Source organism: Xanthomonas sp. WHRI 8393 (assembly GCF_040203315.1).
GTDB classification, from domain to species: Bacteria; Pseudomonadota; Gammaproteobacteria; order Xanthomonadales; family Xanthomonadaceae; genus Xanthomonas; species Xanthomonas arboricola.
On sequence record NZ_JBEGGL010000001.1, the window covers coordinates 85673 to 101192 of the forward strand.

Genomic DNA, 15520 nt, shown 5'->3' on the forward strand with positions numbered 1-15520 from the left:
GGGATGGCGGGCGGTGCTGTCAGGTAGCTGCTTCAAGCTGGGGCGATCGTCGGGGGTAATCGTCAGAAGTCGGTGCGTGATTCCAGGTGCTGTTCGACCTGCTCGCGGGTGGTCCACAAGGTGCGGAACTCGCCTTTGGACAGCAGCTGCAACTGGTCGTTGATATGCGCCGAGCCAGGCTGGCTGGCATTGCCGTAACTCATCAGGCCCTTGGCCTTGATCGGGGTGGAAAATTCCACCAGCGAGACCCAGGTTTCGCCATGCTGCGGCAGGCGTTGGCCATCGGCATTGGGCGGGTTCCAGGTGATTACGTCGAACGCGCCGAGATTGCCGAAACCGCCGCGGCCGGGCACATCGACATCGCCCAGGTGGAAGCGCGACACCTCGCCGTACGGGCGGTCGATGGCGCCATAGGCCTGCCTGGTGCTGGCAACGGCCTGCTTGAGCTGACGCAGCGCCAGTGCCGGGTCCTTCAGGCCGCTGGGCGTGGTCAGCGGAGCGTCCAGCGACCACGGCGTGGCGTAGCCGGCCTGCGAGAGGTAACGCGCATCGCCGGTGAACAAGCGCGCCCATTGCTCGAACAGCAACGCGCCGCGGCTGTCGGCTTCGAAGTGGCGGTCCCAGGCCTTGAGCACCTTGACCGCAGCGACGATGTCCGGATCGGTGCTGTCTGCGGCGGCAGCGTACAGCTGCGGCAACGTGCGATCGGCCGCCAGCGCCTGCGCGGTGCGCTTGAGCGCCACCAGCTGGTCGAAGTCGATGCTGTCGTGCTCGGCCAGCATTTTGACCGAGTTCTGCGCGCGCAGCGACATCGGCCCCGTCGGTGCGACATAGGCCGGGAATTTTTTTGGGTCAAGCACGCGCGGCCAACTCGCCAGCCACGGCGGGTCGTTGGTGTTCTGCACGAAACCGCCGGCCGGATTGATCACCTTGGGCAGCTCGTCGTAGCTGTGCACATCGCGCCATAGCGTGGACGCGGTATCGCCCGGCACCAGCCCGCTCCAGTACGTCAGATCGCCCTGCGCATGTTTGGGCAGGATGCCGTTGTCCAGGAACAGCACGTTGCCGGCGTTGTCGGCATAGACGATGTTGAACATCGGCACCTGCAGTTGCTTGAGCGCGCGCTGAAACTGCGCAAAGTCCTGCGCCTTGCCCATGTCCCAGTACTGCTTGAGCATGTCGGGCCGATCCAGGCCGGCCACACGCAATGCCACGGTGCTGCCGTCGTAACGCTGGAACACCGGGCCGTGCACCGACTGCCGCACTTGCAAGGTCTGTTCTTTCAGCGCGCCATCGGCTTGACGGATCTTCAAGGTCTTGGTTTCCCGCTTGAACGGCAGCACTTTGCCGTCCAGCAGATAGCCCTCGCCCGACAGCGTGAGTTTGTAGGTGGTCTGGCCCAGCAGCGTGTTCACCGTATTGGTGAAACCCAGTTGCTTGTTGAAGCCGAAACGCAGGATCGGCAGGCCCACCTGGGTGGCGCCATACAGATCCACGCCCGGTCCGTTGAGATGCGCTTCGTAATAGGTGAAAAAGCCGCTGCCCCAGGGCAGATGCGGGTTGGCCAGCAGCATGGCGTGGCCGTCGCGGGTCTTGCTCGGCATCAGCGCCCAGGCGTTGGAGCCGTCGCGGGCCTGGCCGTCCTTGGGTGGCTCGCCCAGCACCTTGGCCGGCGAGGCGATGTAGACGTAATTCATCAACCGGTGCGCGTGCGCCACCACGTCCACGCCGGTGATCGGCAGCACCACCTTGACCTCTGCGTCCAGGGCCTGCGGGTGTGCGGCCGCGTAGTCGTTGATGCCTTGCGCGAATGCGTCCAGGTCGGCCCGAAAGCCGGGGGTCTGTTGTCGGTACCACTGCTGCGCGCGTGGGTAGACATCGTTGCTGGTCAGCCAGCGATCCTGTTCGGCGTACTTCTCGCCCCAGTATTCAGCGGCGCGGCCGCGTGCTTCGCCATAGAGATGCAGCAACAGATTGCCGTGGCTATGCGTCTGCGCCCAGCCGAAGCCGTAGAAGGTACCGGCTTCGGTCCTGGCATAGATATGCGGCACGCCGTAGCGGTCCCACAGGATTTCGCCGCTGTCCTTGCCGGCGCCGGCCGCCTGCGGGGCGCAGAACAATGCGATCAATAGCCCTGCGCAGAGGGAAGCGCTGCGCGCCTGCGCCCGCATCGAAGAAAGTCGCGGCACTGGATCACTCCTCAAAAGGTGTAGGTCAACTTGGTGTAATAGGACCCGCCGGTGAAGCCGTACGGCACGCTGGTGACGTAGAAACCGCTGCCGGTGCTGGCGACCGCGCCGATGTTCTTCGGGTATTGGTTGAACAGGTTGTTGGCGCCCAGCGTCCAGGTGATGCGCCCGGACAGTGCGTAGGACGCTTCCAGATCGGTGATCCATTTGGCCGGCACGTGTTCGTCGTTGGCCGGGTTGTTTTCCAGCACATCGAAACTGCCGAAGCGGTTGACGCGTACGTTGAGCGCGAAGTCGCCGATCATCCAGTTGCCGCCCAGCAACACCTTGCTGCGCGGGGTGCGCGACAGATAGCCGCGCGAGGCACGGTCGAACAGTTCGTAGCCGGCGCCCAGCGAGTCCAGCGCGGCCGGGTTGTCGGCGATGCGGGTGATCTCGGTGGTGTTGTAGTTGTAGCCCAGGTTCCAGTTGACCCGGCCCCAGTCGCCGGCCTCCATGCGCCAGGTCGCGACCACGTCCACGCCTTCGGTGCGGGTGTCGATGGCGTTGGTGAAGTACTGCGCGCTGTCGACCCCAGACACGCCGGCGCGGGTGAGCAAGTCGGTGATCGCCGCACCGGTGATGTAGCCGGTCATGCCGATGCGGTCGTCCAGATCGATACGGTAGGCATCCACGGTGAGGCTGAGCGCGCGCGAGGGGTTGTAGGTGAAGCCGATGCTGGCGTTGGTGGATTCCTCCGGCTTCAGCGGTTCGGCGCCCAGTGCCAGCGCGGCGGGGGAATCCACCGGTAGCGTCTTGGCCAGGAACAGTTCGCGATCGCCGTTGTCCAGCGTGCGCCAGCTGCTGTTGGTGGCCGCGTACAAGGCCTGCGCCAACGCGGGCGCGCGGAAGCCGGTGCTGGCCGCGCCACGCAGCGCGAAGGTGGGGGTGATGGCCCAGCGCGCGGTGAACTTGCCCACCGCGGTGTCGCCGGCCGAATCGTCGAAGCGCTCGTAGCGCCCGGCCAGACCCAGCGACACGCTGTCGGCCACGTCCCAGGTCAGGTCGACATAGGCCGCGCCGCTGTTGCGATCCAGGCTGCCGGCCTCATTGGGCTGGAAGGTGATCGCGCCCTGTGCGCCGGGCGGCGGTGCCTGCCCGGCACGCGGGTGGCTCGCCGGAAACACGTAGTCACCGGCCGCATACGCCGCCTGCTCGCCGGCCTGGATCTGGTATTTCTCGTAGCGGTATTGCACGCCCAGCGATACCTGCAGCGGGCGCTCGGCCAGTTGCAGGCCGCGGGTGATGTCCAGGCTGGTGGTCCAGTCGGTGGAGGTCAGCTGGCCCAGATAGAACGCAGTGGGGCTGGTCGGTCCCAGGCTGGCGTTGAGCGTGTGCAGGCCGTCGCGTTCGGAGGCGTTGCGGCCGTAGCTGGTGGCCAGGTCCCAGTCCCACTCACCCCACAGGCCCTTGATGCCGGCAGTGAACTCGTAATCGGTCTCGTCGATGCGCAGGCGCGGGCTGTAACCGTCCGGATAAATCTCTTGCAGGGTGTTGTTGGCGTTGGGATTGCGGAACGACCATTCCAGGTCGCTCAGGCGGCGGCTGTAGGTCGCGTAGGAATAACCGCGCAACTCGTCGCCCAGGCCGAGTTCTGCGTTGTAGGACAGGTTGGCGCCCTTCTGCCAGGGCTGGCCAAAGTTGCGCGTGATCAGGCGATTCGCCGTGGCCTCACGGGGGTCCGGCTGGCCGTTGACCGGGTAGTACAGCCGGTAATCGTCGGCCACCGGCACTGCGCGATTGGAGGTCTGCTGATACCTGGCGTCGGCGGCCAGATAGACGAAGCCGTCGCTGCCCAGTGCCAGGCCCTTGCCGATGCTGGCGCTGCTGCTGTCGCCATCGGCGCGGTCAATGTTCTGACCCCACAGCAGGTCGGCCTTGCCGCCATCGGCATCGGATTTGAGAAGGATGTTGATGACGCCGGCGATCGCATCCGAACCGTATTGCGCGGCCGCGCCATCGCGCAGCACCTCGATGTGGTCCACCGCCGAGACTGGGATCAGGCTCATGTCCACCGGCACCGAGCCGCGCCCGACGATGCCGGCGATGTTGATGCTGGCGGTGCGATGGCGGCGCTTGCCGTTGACCAGCACCAGGGTGTGATCCGGATTGAGCCCGCGCAGCCCGCCGGTGGCGATCACATACGAGGTGCCGTTGCCGGATTTGGCTGGCGCATTGAACGAGGGCACCAGATCGTTGAGCGCCGCCAGCAGGCCCGAGCGACCGGTCTTTTCCAGTTCCGCCGCGCCGATCACATCAATCGGGGTGGGACTTTCGGTGACGGTGCGCTGCACGCCGCGCGCGCCGGTGACCACCACCGCATCCAGATTGCCGACGGCGGCATCTGCGGGTGGCATGGACGCTGGTGGCGTGGGCGCGGATGCGTCCACCTGCGCATACCCCGTCCCCGGATGGCCGTGGAGCGCGGCCGTCAACGGCTGCGCCGAGGCCAGCGTGATGCGTTCGCCATCATCTTCGACCACGCTCAATCCGGTGCCGGCCAGCAACTGCCGCAATGCCACGCGCGATTCCAGCGTGCCCTGCACGGCCGGCGTGCGGACCTGCTGCAGGTATTCGCCGGGCGCCACGATCTGCACCCCGGCCTGCCGCGCAAACTCCGGCAGCGCCACCACCGCATTGCTCTCGGGGAGCGAGAAGGTGCGCCCCTGCGCTGACGCTGCCACCGCATGTCCCGCTGCCATCATCGCCACGGCGGTGCCGATGGCCTTGCTCAAACGCCTGCTTGCTGCCTGCATCACTGCTCTCCGCTGGCGCGCGTGCGCCGCTGTCCGGTCGTTGTCACCGTTGCTGTGTGGCCCCCTGTCTGTTGGATGCGTGGCCGCCGCTTTTCCGCCATCGACATCGCTGATGATGATGTGCAGCGCTGCACCTCACTGCGCGAGTGCGCCGCGCAGGTGGATGCCGCCACGGGTGTGTTCGATCTGCAGGCCCATGCTCAGCGCAACGGAGCGTGCAAAGCCTTCCGGATCGTTGGCCGAGTACAGGCCGACCACGGTGCGCCGCGCCACCGCGGGGTCGTCGATCAGGATGCGCATGTCGTTGTAGCGGGCGAATTCGGCAGCGGCCTGCGCCAAGGTGTCGCCGTCGAAGGCGATCATGCCCTCGCGCCAGACCAGCAACTGCTGCACGCGCCGTGCTGGCAGCGGCTGTACCTGCACCGCCCGCGTCGGGCTGACCATGGCCAGCATGTTGGCTGTCACCCGCTGCGGTGTGCGCTGGTCGGCTTCCACGTCGACGGTGCCTTCGCGCACGACGACCTTGACGGCATCGTCCTGCCGCCGGCGCACGCTGAAACTGGTGCCCACCGCGCGCACTTCCGCGCCGGCCGCCATCACCACGAACGGGCGGTGACGGTCCTTGGCCACGTCGAACAGGGCTTCACCGCGCAGCAACTGGACCTGGCGACGGGCGGGGCTGAACTCCACTACCACCTCCGAGCCGGAGTTCAGCGTCACCGCCGAGCCGTCTGCCAACGGCAGGCGCAATACCTCGCCGATGCGGGTGAGGTGATGGCCGCTGCCGGGCGCGCCGTGGTCGGGCACGGCCTGCTGCAATGCCAGCATGCCGGTAGCCGCAGCGACCACACAGGCGGCCAGTGCGGCCAGCCACCTGCCGCGTCGATGCGTGCGGCGTGAACGCATCGCTTCCGCGCCAAAGCCCTGCGCCAACGCACGCGCGCGATCGAAATGCAGGTGCACCGCGTGCGCACGTGCATAGGCACCGCGATGGCGCACGTCCTCGGCCAGCCAGCGGTCGCGCTGCATGCGCTCGGCCGGCGTGAGCCGGTCGCCGTCCTCGCGGCCCACCCAGGCGGCGGCAATGTCGTCAATGCTGCGCATGCTCAGCTGCCGCGCTGCGGATCGGCCAGGCGCCTGGCCGGCGCGACCTGGCTGGCAGTCTGTGCGGGTGCGGGGGTGCGGCCCATCCGCGCCATCAGCAGCCGCAATCCCTTCACGATGTGTTTTTCCACGGTGTTCTCGCTGATTCCGAGCCGCGCGGCGATCTCGCGCTGCGACAGGCCATCGACCTTGCGCAGCAGAAACACCTGGCGGCATTTGTCCGGCAGTGCCGCCAGCGCTTCGCCGATGCGGCGCAGCTCCTGACCGGCAATGGCGTGGCGCTCGGGTGAACGCTCGTCCTGTGTGATGTCCAGGCGCTCGATTTCCGCCACGCTTTCGATCGAAACAATTCTGGCGCGGCGCACCTGCTGCAGCAGCACCGACTGCGCGGCGGTGAACAGATAGGCGCGCGGGTTGGCGATATGGCCCACCTCACCCAACCCGGCCAGGATGGCGTAGGTCTCCTGGATGACATCGTCGCAATCGACGTTGCCGGGGGCGTGCTTGCGCAGCCAGCGCCGCAACGCCGGCTCGTGCGGCAGGATCTGCGTCGCCAACCAGGCGGCGCGTTGGGAATCGATGGCCGGCATCTAGGACGCGGCCGCTGACGTGCCCGCACGTCGAGGTGAGGAAGTCATTGCGTTCTCCGGGGGATTCGAGCGACTGACCTGCTCTTCAAAGGCACGATGCGTCAGCGACGCAACTCCGCCATGCCCTCTGACGGGTGGTTCGCTGCGATGGCACTACCCGCGCAGCGCGCGCTGCAGGTCACCAGCGTGGGCAGCGATCGGTCGCTTTCGCCGACCAGGCCGATCACATCGCGACGCGGCCGCGGGAAACCGATCCGGCGCATCTCCAGCCGGCCGCGCACACCGTCGATGCCCGACAACGCAACTTCCAGCAACCAGCCATGGCGACAGAAGATGCGGCGGCAGGCCTGCTTGGGATCTTCGAAGTCGTGCTCCAGCAACAGCAGAACCGGTTTGGCGCTGCACAGCGCGGAGGTGGACGAATCGGATATGGCGGTGGTGTCCTCGCTGCGTGGAAGCATCGATCGCGGTCGATGCGGGTGTGTCCAGCCTGGTGACCGCCGCCGCGCAGATCGCGGCAGACATCGACAATGTCCGCTCAGATGCGGCCAACGAAATGGCCGTTGGCAATGAGCTGACTGCTTTGGGTTATGCAGGCGCGCCACGCACCAGGGGCGCGCTGCCACGCGATGGCCACGCCATGGCGATGGGCGGCACCGTGCAGGGCAATGCGGTACTTGGCGGTCCGACCGTGTGGCATGCGGGCGCAAAGATCGGCGCCGATGCGCAGCCCAGTACTGGCTTCATGAGGCGGCCGGGCGCGTTCGGTGCAGTCAACATTGCCGGCACCACGCAGGTGCGTGGCGATATCGAATTGCGCAAAGGCACCACGCCCACCCAAGGCGTGTTCTACGACTACGCCGATGGCGCGGCGATGCGCAATCCCGAGTTCGGGGCCGAGCTGCGCCAGGCCGTGCCGGAGATCACCGCGCGGCCGGTGGCTGGGTGATCGGTTGCCGCTGCAGCTGCAACCCACCGCAGGTCATCGCCTGATGTGACCGATACGCGCAGGCCGCATATGGCCTGCGACACGCGGTATGTCGCGCGGCTGTCAGAAGCGATCAGACGTTCAAAATGGGTTGCTCACAGCGCGCAGCATGCAAGCGATTTGACCTGGCTTGCGCGCAATCCATCGCACGCGCCCGATCGGCGCGCAGTGGTATTGCGCGTCGTTCAATCGCCCAGTTCGGCCAGGCGCGCGCGCACGCTCTCGACATCGACGTGCTCGCGCACATGCAGCCACTGCCGCGCCCATACCGAGCGCAGCACGATCCAGGCACCGAGCACGCCCAGGCAGGTCGAGCCCAGCGCCAGCAGCAACGGATGCAATGGCGAACCGTTGCCGGTCTGGAACAGGTACATGAAGGCGCCGGCGAACAGCAGCCACACGCCGAATACCGGCCAGTTGCTGGCCAGCAGACTGGCATGGGGCCGCTCGATCTCGCGCAGCAACCGGGTCAGCGCCTTGCGTTCCTCATCGTCCGCTGTCATCGACTGGCCGCTCCAGGGGTTGATCGCCGCGCTAGATCACGCGGCAGAAAACAGCCTTCAGATAGCGCGATTCCTGCACGTGCGCCATGAACGGGTGGTCCGGACCGGCACCGGCCACCTTCAGGATCTGGATGGTGCGCCCGGAGAAATACGAGGCGCGCCGCAGCATGTCCAGGAACTCCTGTTCGGCCACCAGCCCGGTGCACGAGAAGGTGGCGAACAGGCCACCGGGCTTGACCACGCCCAGCGCCAGCTTGTTCATGTCCAGGTACTTCTTCAGCGCCGGAATCACCTGCTCGCGGTCGCGGGTCATCTTGGCCGGGTCCAGGATCACCACATCGAACTGCTCGCCGCGGTTGGAGGCATCGCGCAGCCAGGGGAAGATGTCGGCCTGCACGAACTTCGGCCGCACGTTGTTGAGCTTGGCGTTGCCCTTGGCGATGGCGATCACGTCCTCGTCGATGTCCACGCCCAGCACCTCGGACGCGCCGCGCGCAGCCGCATACACCGCAAAGCCGCCGGTGTTGCAGCACAGGTCCAGCACGCTCTTGCCTTCGACCTGCTCGCTCAGCCACTGGCGGTTCTCGCGCTGGTCGGCGAAGAAGCCGGTCTTGTGCGCACCGGCCGGGTCGGCACGGAACTTGATGCCGTACTCGGTGATCACCGACGCTTCGGTAGTGGTGTTGCCGTGGAAATCGAAGCTTTCCTGCTTTTGCACGTGTTCGTCGGCGAAGCTGTGGAAACGGCAGCCCGGGAACTGCTCGCGCAGCGCCTCGTAGATCCATTCGCGGTGGCGGAACATGCCGGCGGCGAAGAACTCCACCACCACCAGGTCGCCATAGCGGTCCACCACCAGGCCGGACAGGCCGTCGCCTTCGCTGTGCACCACGCGCCAGGCATCGGACACCGCGTCGAGCTTGAGCCAGTCGCGGCGCAGACTCACGGCCGCGGCGATCTTGCGCGAGAACCAGCCCGCATCCACCGGCACCGCCTGGTCGGTCTCCAGGATGCGCACGGCGATGCGCGAGTGGCCGTTGTAGAAGCCGCGGCCGACCCACTCCCCGTCCACGCCGACCACATCGACGATGGTGCCGGGTTTGGGCTTGGCGGCGGGCTTTTCCACCAGCTTCTGGAAGATCCACGGGTGGCTGGAGCGCCACGCATTCTTGAGTCGGACGACGGGGACAGGAGTATTCATCCGCCCATTGTATCCGGCTGGATTGACGTGCCTGCCCCGGGCACGCAGAATCGGGCGCAGAAGGGGAGTAGCTCCCAGCGTTGTCGCCGTCATGACGAGCCCTGCCATCAGGCGCTCCGGTGCAACGGCAACCGGCCCGGCCGGTTGTGAGCGAGACCTTCGCCGCGCAGGCGAAGGTCCGTCACCCGGAATCCACGATTTCCGTGTCACAAGGCCTCAGCCCACCGGCTGTCCAGGTCGTTTCACTTTCGGGATTCTTGTATGCAAACCATTGGCAATGTCTGGTTATGGGGCGGCTTCGCGATCGTGGTGATCGTGGCGCTGTTGGTCGATCTGGTGCTGATGCGCCACGGCGGTGCCCACAAGGTCACCTTCAAGGAAGCCACCTGGTGGAGCATCGGCTGGGTGCTGCTGGCGCTGGCCTTCAACGCCGGCCTGTGGTGGTACCTGCAGGGCAGCATGGGCGATGCGGCGGCCGACCGCATCGGGCTGGAGTTCCTGACCGGCTACCTGGTCGAGAAATCGCTGGCGGTCGACAACATCTTCGTGTTCCTGATGGTGATGACCTACTTCGGCGTGCCCGAGGAGCAGCGCCAGCGCGTGCTGATCATCGGCGTGCTGGGCGCGATCGTGCTGCGCGCGATCATGATCTTCGCCGGCTCGGTGCTGCTGACCAAGTTCCATTGGCTGCTGTACGTGTTCGGCGCCTTCCTGCTGCTGACCGGCATCAAGATGTGGTTCTCCGCCGGCAAGGAGCCGGACCTGGAAGCCAACCCGGTGCTGCGCTGGATGCGCGGCCATCTGCGCCTGAGCCCGCAATACCACGGCCATGCGCTGAGCGTGATCAAGGACGGCAAGCGCTGGTTTACCCCGCTGTTCGTGGTGCTGATCCTGATTGCGGTGATCGATGTGATCTTCGCGGTGGACAGCATCCCGGCGATCTTCGCGATCACCACCGACCCGTTCATCGTGCTGACCTCCAACGTATTCGCGGTGCTGGGTCTGCGCGCGATGTTCTTCCTGCTGGCCGGCATGGCCGACCGCTTCCACCTGCTGCCGTACGGGCTGGCGGTGATCCTGGTGTTCATCGGCACCAAGATGATGATCATCGATCTGTACAAGATCCCGGTGCTGGTCTCGCTGGCAGTGGTGATCGTGATCCTGGTCTTCACCATCGTGCTGAGCCTGCTGCGGCCGCCCAAGCCGGCCGGGCACTGACCGGCCGGGAATCGGGAATCGGGAATCGGGAATCGGGAATCGGGAATCGGGAATCGGGAATCGGGAATCGGGGTTGTGCTTGGCTGCAGATGATGGTGCAAGGGATGCCGCGGTTTCGCTTCGGCTCTCGCCACTGGGGCCGGTCGTGGTCTTCGGCCGTGATCGTCGGCTCCGTCGCCCATTACGCGACTCGGCTGCAGCGCACCACAGGCGGTACCGGAGCATTGGGACCGCGCCCTGGTTGCCACCACACCTAACTGCGGTGAGGTATTGGCCGCCGCGGCCTGCCTGCCGGGCTTCGTATCAGCCCGGCGGGCAGCAGGATTGTCCCGCCGCCGGATCCGGTTATCCCGCGCAAATAGGGCTTGCAAAGGCAAAACCACGCCGCCATCCGTGAATGCATGACAACGCATTCCCTTGCCCCCGATCCCACCACCCAGAGCCGCCTGGATCGTTCCCGGGTCTTGCGTGCCTTCAACTTCAGCCTGGCCGCCGTGCTGCTGCTGGTGGCGGTGTTCACCGCCCAGAACATGTTCGACTGGCGCGCCTGGGCGGTGGCACCGCTGCAGGCCGACGGCCTGCTCGGCATCCTCACCGCGCCGCTGCTGCACGGCTCGCTCGCGCATCTGGGCGCCAACGCCGCCGCACTGCTGATCCTGGGCACACTGGCCGGCAGCGTATATCCGCGTGCCACCGCCCTGGCGCTGCCGTTGCTGTGGCTGGGTTCGGGGCTGGGCGCGTGGTTGCTGGGCGAGCCCGGCAGCCGGCATCTGGGCGCCAGTGGCGTCACCCACGGGCTGATGTTCCTGGTGTTCGTGCTGGGCCTGCTGCGCCGCGACCGCCCGGCGATTGCCACCAGCATGATCGCCTTCCTGTTCTACGGCGGCATGTTGCTGACCATCCTGCCGCACGAGGCCGGCGTATCCTGGCAATCGCATCTGGGCGGCGCGGTGGCCGGCCTGATCGCTGCACTGCTGCTGCGCCTGCGCGACCCGCAACAGGCCAGGCCGCGCTACAGCTGGGAAGACGAGGACGAAGACGCAGCCTGGGAGATCAGCAACGCCGAACGCGACGTGCTGGAACCGCCGCCGCCACGCCAGGTGCCAGTGCTGTGGCAGCGCCAGGAAGACGGCTCGCAGAACGTGGTGCTGCACTTCCCGCCACGCGAACGGCCACCAGGAACGTAGGAGCGTGCTGGCGCGCGACGGGGCGTTATCGGGAACGCCCCATCGCGCGCCAGCGCGCTCCTACAGGCTGCGTATGCGTCCAACGTTTAACGCGTCGCACGCTCGCTCAACGCACGCCGCGCCAAGCCGGGATCATCGGCAAAGAATGCATCGATACCGGCATCCAGATACGCCTTCAACTCGGCCAATGCGCCGGCCTCGTTACGTTCGGTCACCGCAGCACTGCTGCGGTTGTTGGCGGCCAGGAAATAATTCTCCGGGCGGAAGGTATACGGCTGCACCTGCAATCCTGCCGCGTGCGCGTCGTGCACCAGGCTGGTCGGCGTGCCCAGGCGTTGCTGCACATCCAGCGGAATGATGCTGCGGATGTCCGGGCCGATCGCATCGGCATAGCCGGCGACCTGCTTCAGTCCCTCGGGCGTGATCATCTGCGCGTAGGTGCGTGGCGCGTTGCCCACGCCCGCATCGGGCAGCGCCATCTGCGCGCCGCCCAGCAGCTGCAGCAAGCGAATAGTGCTGTTGCGCCCGATCTTGCCGCGCAAGTAACGCAGGTTGCCGGTCTCGAACGACTGGATCACCACCGGCGCGGTCTGCGTGTAGGCATGCGCACGCAGGCTCGCCAGCACCTTGTCTTCCATCGCCAGATTCAGCCCACTGAAATAGCTCGGGTGCTTGATCTCCGGAATCAGCCCGATCGTGCGCCCGGTCGCTGCCGATTCGGCTGCGACAAAATCGATGATCTCATCGAAGGTGACGATCTGAAACTGCCCATCCCAACGCGTGCCGCGCAACTGCGGCAACCGCTCGCGCGCGCGCAAGGTCTTCAATTCGGCAAGAGTGAAGTCTTCGGTGAACCAGCCTTCCATCGCCTGGCCATCGATGGTCTTGCGGGTCTTGCGCGCGGCGAACTCCGGGTGGCTGGCCACATCGGTGGTGCCGCCGATCTCGTTCTCATGGCGCGCCACCAGCACACCATCCTTGGTGGACACCAGGTCCGGCTCGACAAAATCGGCGCCATCGACAATCGCCTTGGCATACGAGGCCAGGGTGTGTTCCGGGCGCAATGCGCTGGCGCCACGGTGCGCAAAGATCTGCACCGTCTTCGCCAACGGCGCCTCTGCCAACGCGGGCCCGCTCATGCCGACCATCATCGCTCCCAACACCAACGCACGGTGGAACTGCATCATGCCTTTCTCCAACAAAAAAGCAGCCATCAACACCACGGCACGACCGCCAGGCGAGCGCTGCCGATGGTTGATGCAGGACGTACGACGTGTACATCCCGCTTTCTCCGCATCGTCCGCACTAGCCTGACAACCACTGCCTAAATCTTGCCAGCCACTCTAAAACCATCCACGTCGATCACCACCGGAAATCAGTCAGCAGCCATAAGACCGGCTGTTACCAATCCCCAATCCCGACTCCCCAATCCCTAACTCAGAACTTGGCATCCAAGGTCAAAAACACCTGCCGCGGCGCGCTGGCATGGAATGCCAGCTGACGGCCATTCCGATCGCTGTTGGCGAACGCGGTGAGGTTGGACGCATAGCGCTTGTCGGTGAGGTTGGTCACGTTGAGCGAGAGCTTGAGCCCCTGCAGCACGCCGGCCTGGCCAAAGTCGTACCCGGCGCCCGCATCAAACGAGGTGTAACCGCCGAAGCCCTGGTCGTTGGTGTAGGTGTAATAACGCTGGCCGGTGTACTTGCCGCGCAGGTTGATGTTCCAGTTGGCGTAGTTGAAGGCGATTTCGCTGGCGAACATGCGCTTGGGCGTATCCACCGTGGTCTTGCCGGCAGTGGGAATGGTTACGCCGTTCTGCACGTAGTTGTCGTCGTAGGTGGAGCGGTTGATCGAAGCCGAGTTGTACCACTGCAGGTAGCTGGTCGGCTTCCAGATCACGGTCAGTTCGCCGCCGCGGCTGCTCACCGAGCCCACGTTGAAGAAGCGCGTGGTGCAGGCCGGCGTGGTGCCCTGCTGGATGCTGGCGCAGGGATTGAGCGAGAGCAGGCGGTTGTCGAAGGTCACGTCGTAACCCACCAGCGAGGCTTCGAAGCGGTCACGCACGAAGCGATAACCGGCTTCCACGGTGCGCGACTTTTCCGGCTCCAGTGCACCGACGCTGGCATCGAAGGAGGCCTGCGTCACCAGCAACGGACCACCGGCGCCACCGCCCTGGAACGCGGCGATGTTTTCCGCGTACGAGGCGAACACTTCCTGCCCGTCTGCGATGCGATAGCCCAGACCGACCTGCGGCAGCACCGACTCGCTGGCCTTGATCGAACCGGTCGCCACCGGCGCTTCCACCGCCAGCCCCGGCGTTTCGCGCGCGGTCATTTCGGTGCTCGGGCTCTTGATGCCCAGATCTACGCTCAGGCGCTCGTCGAGGAACTTGAAGTTGCCCTGCACATAGAACTGCCGCGTGGTGATGATGTAGTTCTGCGAGAACAGCCGGCGGTCGGGATCCTGCAGGAACTTGTCGTCGCTGACCGGCCCGTCGATCCAGTAGAAATTGCGCTCCACATCGTGGTGATTGCGCTCGTACCACAGCCCGGCTTCGAGATGATGCGGGCCCAGGTTCCAGCCGAGCGAGGCGATGCCGCCGGTGCGGTTGATCCAGTAATTGGTGCTGCGGATGGAGATCGGCAATGCCTGCGGCGTGCCCGGGTTGGACGCCTGGCCCGGCGACCACCAGTGGCCCTGACCCTTGTTTTCGTGGTGGTAGACCTGGGTGTGCAGGCTGATGGCATCGTTGGGCTGGAAGTCGCCGGCCACATAGAACAGATCGTCGTCGCGCAACGCGCGGCTCTGGTAGTACGCATCGTCGATGTTGTCCACGCCGCCGCTGAAGCCGCAGCGCGCCGCATTGCGCGTGGCCGGTGCGCAGTACGCCGCGGCCAACGCCCGGTTCCAGTCCGGTGCGTACAGGTTCCAGTCCCAGCCCAGGCCACGCGCCATGCCGCTCTTGGACAGATACGAATAGTCGGCCTGCGAGGTCCGCGAGGTGTCGGCGAACGCGGTCAGCTTGCCGCCGTCGAACTGGTACACGCCCTTGGCATTGAACTGCCGCGTGGTGGTCGGCGACTCCGGGCGCGCCCACATGTCGGCTTCGGCATTGATTCCGGACAGATACGCCGAAAACCCGTTGTAGTCGCCGGTGTCCACGCGCAGGAAGGTGCGGCGGTTGGCATCGGAGCCCACCGTCTGCGACAGCTGCCCGCCGAACACGCTGGACGGATCGGCCGAGTAGTACTGGATGGTGCCGCCCAGGTTGCTGGTGGACGCGGTGCCCAGTGCGCCGATGCCCGATGCCAGCTCCACGCCGCCGAAGTTTTCCGCAATCAGCGCGCGGCTGATATTGAGGCCGTTGTAGTTGCCGTAGGCGTTGTCGCCCAGCGGCAGGCCGTCGAGCGTATAGCCCAGGCGCGTGCCGTTGAAGCCGCGCAGGCTGATCGTCTGCGACTCCTCGTTGGCACCGAAGGCATCGTTGGATTGCACGTTGACGCCCGGCATGCGGTTGAGCAGTTTCTGGATGCTGGTGCCCGGCGGCAACACCGGAATGTCCTGCTGGGTGATGCGCTGCACCTGACGCGTTTCGCCCTGGCCGATCACCGAGACCGTGTCGAGTTGCTGCACGGTCGTGCCGGTATCGGCAGTCACCTCGGGATCGGCGGCGTGGGCAGCCGGCGACAGCACGAGCGCGGTAAGGACGGCGGCACTTAACAGATGGGTCTTGGGCATGAGCGGCAGG

Annotated in this window: 12 protein-coding genes; 3 read left to right on the top strand and 9 right to left on the bottom strand. The window is 66.0% G+C overall.

The window, feature by feature from the left end:
* Positions 1-62: 62 nt before the first annotated feature.
* The 5 genes from ABQ137_RS00350 to ABQ137_RS00370 form a co-directional block, all read right to left on the bottom strand.
* Positions 63-2189 carry a penicillin acylase family protein gene (locus tag ABQ137_RS00350; RefSeq protein WP_349780918.1) on the bottom strand — a complete coding sequence of 709 codons (2127 nt, stop codon included), beginning with the start codon at positions 2187-2189 and terminating at the stop codon, positions 63-65.
* 11 nt (positions 2190-2200) lie between these two features.
* Positions 2201-4963: a TonB-dependent receptor domain-containing protein gene (locus ABQ137_RS00355; protein ID WP_349780919.1), complete on the bottom strand. Its 2763-nt coding sequence runs from the start codon at positions 4961-4963 to the stop codon at positions 2201-2203.
* A 156-nt stretch (positions 4964-5119) separates the two neighbouring features.
* Positions 5120-6088, bottom strand: coding sequence for a FecR family protein (locus ABQ137_RS00360; RefSeq protein WP_024939164.1), 969 nt, complete (start codon positions 6086-6088; stop codon positions 5120-5122).
* 2 nt (positions 6089-6090) lie between these two features.
* On the bottom strand, positions 6091-6678 hold the full coding sequence (locus tag ABQ137_RS00365; protein WP_104543847.1) for an RNA polymerase sigma factor: 588 nt from the start codon (positions 6676-6678) through the stop codon (positions 6091-6093).
* Positions 6679-6779: 101 nt separating this feature from the next.
* On the bottom strand, positions 6780-7139 hold the full coding sequence (locus ABQ137_RS00370) for a DUF3088 family protein (protein ID WP_349780920.1): 360 nt from the start codon (positions 7137-7139) through the stop codon (positions 6780-6782).
* Here ABQ137_RS00370 and ABQ137_RS00375 point away from each other — a divergent pair.
* Entirely contained in the window at positions 7130-7627 is a 498-nt protein-coding gene (locus tag ABQ137_RS00375) for a hypothetical protein (protein ID WP_349780921.1), read from the top strand. The two genes, ABQ137_RS00370 and ABQ137_RS00375, sit on opposite strands and share 10 nt — an antisense overlap.
* Before the next feature lie 224 nt (positions 7628-7851).
* Here ABQ137_RS00375 and ABQ137_RS00380 read toward each other — a convergent pair whose 3' ends face one another.
* A complete protein-coding gene (locus ABQ137_RS00380; RefSeq protein WP_102585320.1) occupies positions 7852-8169 on the bottom strand; it encodes a hypothetical protein in 318 nt (105 codons plus the stop codon).
* 31 nt (positions 8170-8200) lie between these two features.
* Positions 8201-9367, bottom strand: a complete 1167-nt coding sequence (locus tag ABQ137_RS00385; protein ID WP_024939159.1) for a class I SAM-dependent rRNA methyltransferase — start codon at positions 9365-9367, stop codon at positions 8201-8203.
* A 261-nt stretch (positions 9368-9628) separates the two neighbouring features.
* Between ABQ137_RS00385 and ABQ137_RS00390 the strand changes: the two genes are divergently transcribed.
* Together ABQ137_RS00390 and ABQ137_RS00395 are read left to right on the top strand one after the other, a co-directional pair.
* Positions 9629-10585, top strand: a complete 957-nt coding sequence (locus tag ABQ137_RS00390; protein ID WP_024939158.1) for a TerC family protein — start codon at positions 9629-9631, stop codon at positions 10583-10585.
* Between the two features lie 401 nt (positions 10586-10986).
* Complete coding sequence (locus tag ABQ137_RS00395; RefSeq protein ID WP_024939157.1) at positions 10987-11772, top strand: rhomboid family intramembrane serine protease; 786 nt, start codon at positions 10987-10989, stop codon at positions 11770-11772.
* Positions 11773-11858: 86 nt separating this feature from the next.
* Here ABQ137_RS00395 and ABQ137_RS00400 read toward each other — a convergent pair whose 3' ends face one another.
* Together ABQ137_RS00400 and ABQ137_RS00405 are read right to left on the bottom strand one after the other, a co-directional pair.
* Positions 11859-12959, bottom strand: coding sequence for a glycerophosphodiester phosphodiesterase (locus ABQ137_RS00400; protein WP_024939156.1), 1101 nt, complete (start codon positions 12957-12959; stop codon positions 11859-11861).
* A 250-nt stretch (positions 12960-13209) separates the two neighbouring features.
* Complete coding sequence (locus ABQ137_RS00405) at positions 13210-15510, bottom strand: TonB-dependent receptor (RefSeq protein WP_184515135.1); 2301 nt, start codon at positions 15508-15510, stop codon at positions 13210-13212.
* Between the last annotated feature and the right edge of the window lie 10 nt (positions 15511-15520).